The organism is Mesorhizobium sp. M7A.F.Ca.CA.002.15.2.1 (assembly GCF_003998715.1).
In the GTDB taxonomy this organism is placed as follows: Bacteria; Pseudomonadota; Alphaproteobacteria; order Rhizobiales; family Rhizobiaceae; genus Mesorhizobium; species Mesorhizobium ciceri.
In genome coordinates this window covers 1-8,604 of record NZ_RZPI01000183.1, presented here as the reverse complement: position 1 = coordinate 8,604, position 8,604 = coordinate 1, and the positions used below count along the sequence as shown (strand labels likewise).

Annotated in this window: 8 protein-coding genes and 2 pseudogenes; 6 read left to right on the top strand and 4 right to left on the bottom strand. The window is 63.7% G+C overall.

What is annotated here, in order from left to right; genetic code table 11:
* Positions 1 to 41: 41 nt before the first annotated feature.
* A pseudogene (locus tag ENZ74_RS12930) lies at positions 42 to 1,100 on the bottom strand (chloride channel protein); the annotation flags it as partial.
* Between the two features lie 379 nt (positions 1,101 to 1,479).
* On the opposite strand from ENZ74_RS12930, the gene rlmN reads away from it, so the two are divergent.
* The 3 genes from rlmN to ENZ74_RS12915 are packed head-to-tail and all read left to right on the top strand — an operon-like array spanning position 1,480 to position 3,640.
* Positions 1,480 to 2,715: a 23S rRNA (adenine(2503)-C(2))-methyltransferase RlmN gene (rlmN, locus tag ENZ74_RS12925; RefSeq protein WP_063169553.1), complete on the top strand. Its 1,236-nt coding sequence runs from the start codon at positions 1,480 to 1,482 to the stop codon at positions 2,713 to 2,715.
* A 35-nt stretch (positions 2,716 to 2,750) separates the two neighbouring features.
* Complete coding sequence (locus tag ENZ74_RS12920; RefSeq protein WP_224618958.1) at positions 2,751 to 3,161, top strand: hypothetical protein; 411 nt, start codon at positions 2,751 to 2,753, stop codon at positions 3,159 to 3,161.
* A complete protein-coding gene (locus ENZ74_RS12915; protein WP_063169555.1) occupies positions 3,161 to 3,640 on the top strand; it encodes a hypothetical protein in 480 nt (159 codons plus the stop codon). The genes ENZ74_RS12920 and ENZ74_RS12915 overlap by 1 nt, the downstream gene beginning before the upstream one ends.
* A 6-nt stretch (positions 3,641 to 3,646) precedes the next feature.
* Here the strand turns inward: ENZ74_RS12915 and ENZ74_RS12910 are convergent, their stop codons facing one another.
* Together ENZ74_RS12910 and ENZ74_RS12905 are read right to left on the bottom strand one after the other, a co-directional pair.
* Entirely contained in the window at positions 3,647 to 4,288 is a 642-nt protein-coding gene (locus ENZ74_RS12910) for a LysE family translocator (RefSeq protein ID WP_013528810.1), read from the bottom strand.
* 125 nt (positions 4,289 to 4,413) lie between these two features.
* Positions 4,414 to 5,355, bottom strand: a pseudogene (locus tag ENZ74_RS12905) (GGDEF domain-containing phosphodiesterase); the annotation flags it as partial.
* 214 nt (positions 5,356 to 5,569) lie between these two features.
* On the opposite strand from ENZ74_RS12905, the gene ENZ74_RS12900 reads away from it, so the two are divergent.
* Both ENZ74_RS12900 and ENZ74_RS12895 read left to right on the top strand, forming a co-directional pair.
* Complete coding sequence (locus tag ENZ74_RS12900) at positions 5,570 to 6,793, top strand: argininosuccinate synthase (protein WP_063169556.1); 1,224 nt, start codon at positions 5,570 to 5,572, stop codon at positions 6,791 to 6,793.
* A 5-nt stretch (positions 6,794 to 6,798) separates the two neighbouring features.
* Complete coding sequence (locus tag ENZ74_RS12895) at positions 6,799 to 7,320, top strand: hypothetical protein (protein ID WP_027162880.1); 522 nt, start codon at positions 6,799 to 6,801, stop codon at positions 7,318 to 7,320.
* Between the two features lie 72 nt (positions 7,321 to 7,392).
* Here ENZ74_RS12895 and ENZ74_RS12890 read toward each other — a convergent pair whose 3' ends face one another.
* Complete coding sequence (locus ENZ74_RS12890) at positions 7,393 to 8,190, bottom strand: lytic transglycosylase domain-containing protein (RefSeq protein WP_024504026.1); 798 nt, start codon at positions 8,188 to 8,190, stop codon at positions 7,393 to 7,395.
* Between the two features lie 141 nt (positions 8,191 to 8,331).
* Here ENZ74_RS12890 and ENZ74_RS12885 point away from each other — a divergent pair.
* Positions 8,332 to 8,604 (top strand): FAD-dependent oxidoreductase (locus tag ENZ74_RS12885; protein ID WP_127312802.1); only part of this gene is annotated, 273 nt, incomplete at its 3' end.

Genomic DNA, 8,604 nt, shown 5'->3' with positions numbered 1-8,604 from the left:
GCTCTATCACGCGCTATCGCGTGTCTTCATCGCCGAGGCGATCCGGCGCCGACAGCCAGCGAGGGCGCGAAGATACCGCCCGGAATGCCCGAGATCATCGACAGCAATCCCGCCAGGAACTTTTCGGCGAAGAAGAACCACGGCAGCGGCGTGCCTTCGACGGCGCCCCGCGCCTGCACGTAACCGGTGCCGAAGGTCAGCCCGCCCGAGGCAATGCCGATCACCGCCACCGCAAGCCCGCAGATTGCGGCCACGATCAGGGCGCGCCGCAAAGGCTGCCCAGTGTTCCAGCGCCGGATCCGCCGCGTCGCCTTCAACGCCAGCAGCGAGAACAGCGCGCCGAACCCGCCGCCGATGACGCCGCAGGCAATCACCAGCGGCCACTCGGCGGCAAACGAGATGGTGTCCCTGGCGACGCCAAAATAGGTGTAGTTGCCGAGCAGCCCGAGCGAAGCGAGACCGGCCAGGATCACCGCCGTCAGCACCAGCCCGTTGGTTCGCGCCTCATAGGTGCGGCCCATCTCCTCGATGGCGAAGACGATGCCGGCCAGCGGCGTGTTGAAGGCGGCGGCAATCCCGGCGGCCGACCCGGCCAGGATCAGACCCCGGGCCTGCACCATGCCGCCCCAGCGTGCCGCCTGCAGCATCAGCGACGCGCCGACTTGCACCGTCGGACCCTCGCGGCCGATCGAGGCGCCGCAGAACAGGCCGACGATGGTGAGCATGATTTTGCCGGCCACCAGTTTGAGGGACAGGATGTGGCTGCGGTCCTCGTCGTCACGCAGATGGCGGGCGGCGATCGCCTGCGGAATGCCGCTGCCTTGCGAACCGGGAAAGAAGGTGTGGGCAAGCCAGGCGCACAGCACGAAACCCAACGGCGTAATGGCAAGCGGCAGATAGAAACGCCAGCCGCCTGCATCTCCTGTCATCAGTTGAAACAGTTCCTGCGCCCTGTCGGCCAGCACCGCGAACAGCACGCTGATCACACCGATGCCAAGCGCGCCGGCCCAGAACACCAGGCGCGGCTGCCAGACCCGCCGTGAGCCCCACATCGCGCGCGAACGCCGCAGCATGGGATATTTTCGCGATGTGCCGGCCATGTCTGTCCTCGAGCGGGGAATGTTTCGGCCTAACACAGCTGGGCAGTCTATTAAACTAGCGCCGGAAAAACCTGTCGTTGGCGCTCGCCTGAGTGCCAGGCGGAAGCATCGCTTCGGTGAAAGGTCGACCCCCACTCCGTCGAGCTACGCTCGACGGAGTGGGGGAAGCCATCAGCCAAACGCGCTGCCGCCGCAAGACAGGCATTATCGGGAGAGAAATGCCCGCCATGACGAGGGGCGGTGCCGACGTCGTTCCAAGGCGATCGTAGATCGTAAAGCTAGCTGAGCATGACTCTGCCCTCAACCTGTGCTATGCGCCGCGCTTCCTTTCCGGCACGATGCGTGAAATCGGCCGCAAACCGCTTATATCAGTGCAACCATGACCCTTTCATTCGATCTCACCACTGACAGCGCCCGCGACGCGTTGCGTGCCCGCTCGGCACAGCCCGAAAAGCAGTCGCTGATCGGCCTGACGCGGATCGAACTCGCCGAGACTCTGGTTGCATCAGGCGCTGTGCCCGAGCGCCAGGCGACAATGCGCGCCCAGCAGCTGTGGCACTGGATGTATGTGCGCGGCGTCTCCGATTTCGCCGGCATGTTCAACATCTCCAAGGATCTGCGTGCTGAGCTCGACAAGCATTTCACCGTCGCCAGGCCCGAGATCGTCGAGGAGCAGATTTCCGCCGACGGCACGCGAAAGTGGCTGTTCCGCTTTCCGCCGCGCGGCGCCGGCCGGCCTGTCGAGATCGAAACCGTCTACATTCCCGAAGAGGGTCGCGGCACGCTGTGCATCTCCTCGCAGGTGGGCTGCACGCTGACCTGCTCGTTCTGCCACACCGGCACGCAGAAGCTGGTGCGCAATCTGACGGCCGAGGAGATCCTCGCCCAGCTGCTCACCGCCCGCGACCGGCTCGGCGATTTCCCTGACCGCGACACGCCCGACGGCGCCATCGTGCCGGCCGAAGGCCGCAAAGTGTCCAATATCGTCATGATGGGCATGGGCGAGCCGCTTTACAATTTCGAAGCGGTGAAGAAGGCGCTGCTGATCGCTTCCGACGGTGACGGCCTGTCCCTGTCGAAGCGGCGCATCACGCTGTCGACCTCCGGCGTCGTGCCGGAAATCTTCCGCACCGGCGAGGAAATCGGCGTCATGCTGGCAATCTCGCTGCATGCCACCAATGACGATCTGCGCGACTTGCTTGTGCCGATCAACAAGAAGTATCCGCTGAAGGAACTGATCGCCGCCTGCCGCGCCTATCCCGGCCTGTCGAACGCCAAGCGCATCACCTTCGAATATGTGATGCTGAAGGACGTCAACGATTCCATCGAGGACGCCAAGGGACTGATCAAGCTGCTCAAGGGCATTCCGGCCAAGATCAACCTGATCCCGTTCAACCCGTGGCCGGGCACCAATTACCAGTGCTCGGACTGGGAAACGATCGAGAAATTCGCCGACTACATCAACAATGCCGGCTATGCCTCGCCGATCCGCACGCCGCGCGGCCGCGACATCCTCGCCGCCTGCGGCCAGCTCAAATCCGACTCCGAGCGCATGCGCAAGGTCGACCGGCTGGCTCTGGAAGCGATGATGATAGCGGGGCACGGCGAGGCGTGAACCGCCCCTTCGCCTGCCTAAGACGCCTCGCCATCATGGCGGTCGGCTATATCGCCGCCGTGCTGACCTCGATCCTGGTGCCGGTGCTGCTGATCGCTCTTCTGGAAGGCATCGAAGACGGCAACTGGTCGATCATTTTCGCCTTCGACTGGCTTGGCTCGTTCCCGCTCGCCGTGTTGACCGTAATGATCGGCGCGCTGTTGATCGTCGGCCCGGCGCTCTTTGTCGCCGAACGGTTCTCACTTCGAGGATGGTTCTACTTCGCCGCCACTGGTGCGATCACGTCCATTGCCTTTGGCGTATCCATGCCGCGCTCGGCCAGCAGCTTTGTCTTCAATCCGGGCTTTCTGGGTTTTCTCGCCACCGCCGGCATCGCCGCCGGTTGGATCTACTGGCTTCTGGCTGGACGCAGGTCCGGCACGGGCCGGAATCTGGGCCGGGATTGATGGCGCGTCTCGTCGGCTACCTCATCCGTTTCACCGTCATCCTGTTCGGCTATGCCGTCGCCTCGCTGGCGGCGAGCGCCTTCCTCAACATCCTGTTCCTGGCATCGCTCGGCTACACGCCGGAGCATGCGCATCCGACGGCGACGGCTTCCCTGTATTTTTCAATTCCCTTCGCCGCCCTGTTCGTCGCCTATTTCGCCCTGATGCCGGCCTCTGTCGTCATCCTGCTTGCCGAAATCCTGGGCCGGCGCGACTGGCTGTTCTATGCGCTGGCGGGCGCGGTGGTTGCCGGTGTTTTCCTCGGGCTTGCCGACCACAGCGGTGACACCGCCTTCGCCGTCAGGGACACCAGCGCCATCATGGCCGTGATCGGCAGCGGCATGGTCGGTGGTATCTTTTACTGGCTCAGCGCCGGGCGCTGGGCCGCAAGCTGGTGGCAAGGCGAACCAGAATCAAAAGAGGATGGCCGGACAGGATGACGGCGCCTACTTCGCCTGGGCCGTCAGGATCTTGAGGGCGAAGGCGGAGAACACGCCGGCAAACAGATAGTCGACCACCCGCGTAACGCGCGGGCTTGCCTTCATCGCCGCCGAAAACTTTTCCGCCGCCAGCACCATCGGCACCGTCACCGGGACCGACAGCACGATGAACATCGTGCCCAGGAAAAACAGCTTTCCCGGTGCGTTCGGATCATGTGCGGAGACGAACTGCGGCAGGAAGGTCATGAAGAACAGGATGATCTTCGGGTTGAGCAGATTGACGCCGAGGCCCGCCGCCCAGCTGCGCAACAGCGAAATCTCGGGTCCCGTCTTCTTCTCCGGCGAAAAGGCCGAGCCCCTGGTGATTGCCTGCCAGGCCAGGAAGACGAGATAGCCGGCGCCGAAGATCTTCAGCACGAAGAATGCCATCGGCGAGGCGACGATCAGCGCCGAGACGCCGACCACCACCAGCGTGGTGTGGATCAGCGTGCCGCACAGCGCGCCGGCCATCGAGGCAAAGCCGGTGGCACGGCCCTGGCTCAGCGTGCGCGAGACGAACAGGGTCATGTCCGGCCCCGGCGTGATCGCCAGGATGACCGTGGCGATGGCGAACTGGATCAGCGTGGTGGTGTCTGGAATGAACGACATGAGCGGCCCCGGGGAATTGGGAGGCCTATACAGGATGCGCCATGTCGACGCCAGACACAGCAGCGATCCGATCTCGATCCAGCAGGCGTCTGCACGGCATTCGCTGGGCGCCGGCCGCGGCAGTCCTATGCCTGCCTGCTCAGCCGTATCCTCGCTGGCTCCTCCGCGAAGAGTCGATCGTTGCGGACATCGGTGTCCCCGGTGATCTGGTCGATCGGCTTGGGCCGGCCGAGAAAATAGCCTTGCGCCTCATTGCAGCCTTCGACCTGCAGGATGGTGAGCTGGACATGTGTCTCGACGCCTTCGGCGAGCACCGGAATGTCGAGGCTGCGGCCCAGCGTCAGCACCGCCCGGATGATGGCCTTGGCCTGCGGGCTTCGCTCGACATCGGCCATGAATGAGCGGTCGAGCTTGATCTTGTCGAAGGGAAACGAGCGCAGCGTATCGAGCGATGAATAGCCGGTGCCGAAATCGTCGATCGCGATCGTCACCCCAAGCGCCTTGACCTGGCGCAGGACATGCAGCGTGCGCACCTTGTCGGCGACGATCGTCGATTCGGTCAACTCCAGCTCCAGCCGTTTCGGCGACAGCCCGGTCTCGATCAGGATCTGATGGACGAGCTTGGCGAGATCGGCATGGGCGAACTGCACCGGCGACAAATTGACCGCGATCTTGTGGCCATTGCCCCACGAGGCCGCCTGCCGGCACGCGGTCCGCAGCACCCATTCGCCGATCGCCATGATCGAGCCGTTCTCTTCGGCAATCGGGATGAATTCGGCGGGCGGGATCATGCCATGCACGGGATGGGTCCAGCGCAGCAGCGCTTCGTAGCCGCAGGTGGCGCCGGTCGGGACCGAGGTCTGCACCTGATAGTGAAGCGAAAGCTCGCCGCGGTCGATCGCCTGGCGAAGGTCGGTGGCCAAGGCGCGGCGCGCCCGCGCCGTCTCGTCCATGGCGGATTCGTAGAAGCAGACGGCTCGCGTCACGTCGTTCTTCGCCCGGTACATGGCAAGGTCGGCGTTGCTGACCAACCGCTCGCGGTCGGCCCCGTCGCGCGGATAGACCGCGCTCCGTGCTGAACTGCATCTTCTTAGTGCTGCGATGCGGGGCGCCATGGCACGGTCCCGCCAAAACGCCACGGCCCAGGCATCGCGCTCCCGCCATGCGCTGGACCAGAAGCCATGCATGCACGCGTGCTTGCTCGCTCTGCCGTTCCTGCTAAAAGGCGCTGCGACAATCTGTGACGCCCAGGCTGGGGCGTCCGCCACCGACGGGGTAAAAATGTCCAAAACCAAAGACATCAAGAAAGTCGTGCTCTCCTATTCCGGCGGTCTCGACACATCCATCATCCTGAAATGGCTGCAGACCGAGTTCGGCGCCGAGGTCATCACCTTCACCGCCGATCTCGGTCAGGGTGAAGAGCTGGAACCGGCGCGCCGCAAGGCCGAGATGATGGGCATCAAGGACATCCGTATCGTCGATGTGCGCGAGGAATTCGTCGCCGACTTCGTCTTCCCGATGTTCCGCGCCAACACCGTCTATGAAGGCACCTATCTGCTCGGCACCTCGATCGCCCGGCCGCTGATCTCCAAGCATCTGGTCGATATAGCCCGGGAAACCGGCGCCGATGCGATCGCGCATGGCGCCACCGGCAAGGGCAACGATCAGGTTCGCTTCGAGCTCTCGGCTTACGCACTGAACCCCGACATCAAGGTCATCGCGCCGTGGCGCGACTGGTCGTTCAAGTCGCGCACCGACCTGATGAACTTTGCCGAACAGCACCAGATCCCCGTGCCGAAGGACAAGAAGGGCGAGGCGCCGTTCTCGGTCGACGCCAACCTGCTGCACTCCTCTTCCGAGGGCAAGGTTCTGGAAGATCCATGGAGCGAGCCGCCGGAATTCGTCCACCAGCGCACCGTTTCGCCGATGGATGCGCCCGACAAGGTCACCGAGATCGAGATCGAGTTCCTGAAGGGCGACCCGATCGCGCTCAACGGCAAGAAGCTGTCGCCGGCAACCATGCTGGCGGCGCTCAACGATCTCGGCCGCGACAATGGCATCGGCCGGCTCGACCTGGTCGAGAACCGCTTCGTCGGCATGAAGTCGCGCGGCGTCTACGAAACGCCAGGCGGCACCATCCTGATCGCCGCCCACCGGGCCATCGAATCGATCACGCTCGACCGAGGTGCGGCCCACCTCAAGGACGAGTTCATGCCGCGTTACGCCGAGCTGATCTATAACGGCTTCTGGTTTGCGCCCGAACGGCTGATGCTGCAGGCGATGATCGACAAGAGCCAGGAAGACGTCGAGGGCACGGTGCGGCTCAAGCTCTACAAGGGCAACGTCATGGTCACCGGCCGCAAGTCGAAGAAGACGCTTTACTCCGATGCGCTGGTCACTTTCGAGGATGACCGTGGCGCCTATGACCAGAAGGACGCCGCCGGCTTCATCCGCCTCAATGCACTGCGGCTGAGAACGCTGGCAGCGCGCAACCGCGCCAAGTAGGGCGGATGCGCGGTTTCGGTCGCTGCCTGGCGCCGCTGGTTGTTCTGGCGACGCCGGCCGCCGGCCAGGAGTTCGACCCCGCCTCTCTTGACCTTCCCGCGCTGATCGAGTGCAGGGCGGACGTTCCGACTTACAACGACTTTGCCCTGTGGCTGTCCAGCGCACCGGGTGCCGTTGAAACGCTTGGCTGGAAGGAGGTTGCCTCCGCCAATCCGTTTCTCAGCCAATACGAACTGCCGGCCAAAATCCGCGTGTTCAACCGCGAGACAGGATCGATCGTGTTTACCGCTGCGGGGCCGATGGCCGTGCTCGACGGCGTTGCCGCGCCGGAGCTTGCAAAAGAACTCGACGTCATGGCCGTGTTTTCCACGCCGCAAAAATTCCTTGGCGAAAAGGTCGTTGTCCAAAGCACCGAAGAGTCGGAAGGATTGACCTTCTCCACCGACGTCAAGCTCAACGTCTCGACCGTCGAGTCCCATCCCGGCAAGACCCTGGCCGGCTGCTCCTACACGCTCGAAATCAAATAAAAACCCGGCATTCACGCCGGGTTTTCGATCAAGTCAAAAATGGCCGGGGCCTTCTGCCCGGTGCATGTTCCGTCAATCGCCGTCGATCGCCGTGGCAATGCGGGCGATGGCCTGCTGATAGACGCTCGCGGAATTCCAGCCGGCAATCGCGCCCATATTCGCACTCGCGCTCGCACCTGCCCGCCAGCCATGGCCCTTGAGGAAGTTGGCAGTGGAAGCCAGCGCCGTGCCCTTGTCGCGCAGGTTTCCGCCGCCGACGCCATATTTCAGGACGTTTCCTGGCAGGAACTGCGTGTGTCCGATCTCGCCATGCGCGGCCCCGACCGACGAGGCTGTCAACGCCCCGCGATCGACCAGCTTCAGGGCGGCGATCGCATGCGGGTAGAAGAACCCCGGGCGGCGGCAATCATAGGCAAGCGTCAAAATCGCAGAGACGGTGTTCTGGTTGCCCATGGCCGAACCGAAGCCGGTTTCCATACCCCAGATGGCCAGCAACACGCCCGGCGACACGCCGTAATTCGCTTCGATCTTGGAGAACAGCGCCGCATTCGACTTTTTCAGCGACCGGCCCTTGGAGATAATCGCCGCGCCGCCGCGCCGCCGCATGAAATCGTCCACCGAGCCGCTGAAGGCCTTGTGAATGCCGCGGTCGACGGAGATGGTCTTTGTCGCGTAGTTCGCCCCGGCCAGAGCGGCCAGCCCCTTGGCGCCCACACCTTCCGACCTGGCCTGCGCGGCAAAGTCCTGCTTCCAGGCCTCGAAGCCGGCGCCGGTCTTGCCGCAGCTGGCCGCTGCCTGTGCGCCCGTCGCCAGCGCAAGCACCGCCATCGCGGCCGCTGCAAACATCTTTCCCTTGGCAAGAATTGCCATGTTGATCTCCTGGTTGCCTGAATCACGTCCCAATTGCGAACTTGCCAGCGAAACGCGCACTTGTCACTGTCACCGCTGCAATGCTGGCGAATGCCGTGGAATTTGCCTAGGATCAAGTGATTATTGTGGCAAGGGGGCTGCATGCAAGACGTTGATGTCGTCATCATCGGCGCCGGCTCGGCGGGTCTTGCCGCTGCCAAAACCCTGCAGGCGGCGGGGCTTTCCTTCACGCTGCTCGAAGCGATGGACCGAATCGGCGGGCGAGCCTGGACCAGCGACCAGCATTTCGGCGTGCCTTTCGACATCGGCTGCGCCTGGCTGCATGCCGCCGACCGCAATCCCTATTTTCCCGAAGCGCAAGTGGCAGGCTGGACGTTGCATCATCACGACATGAATGTCGATCATCTCTACTAC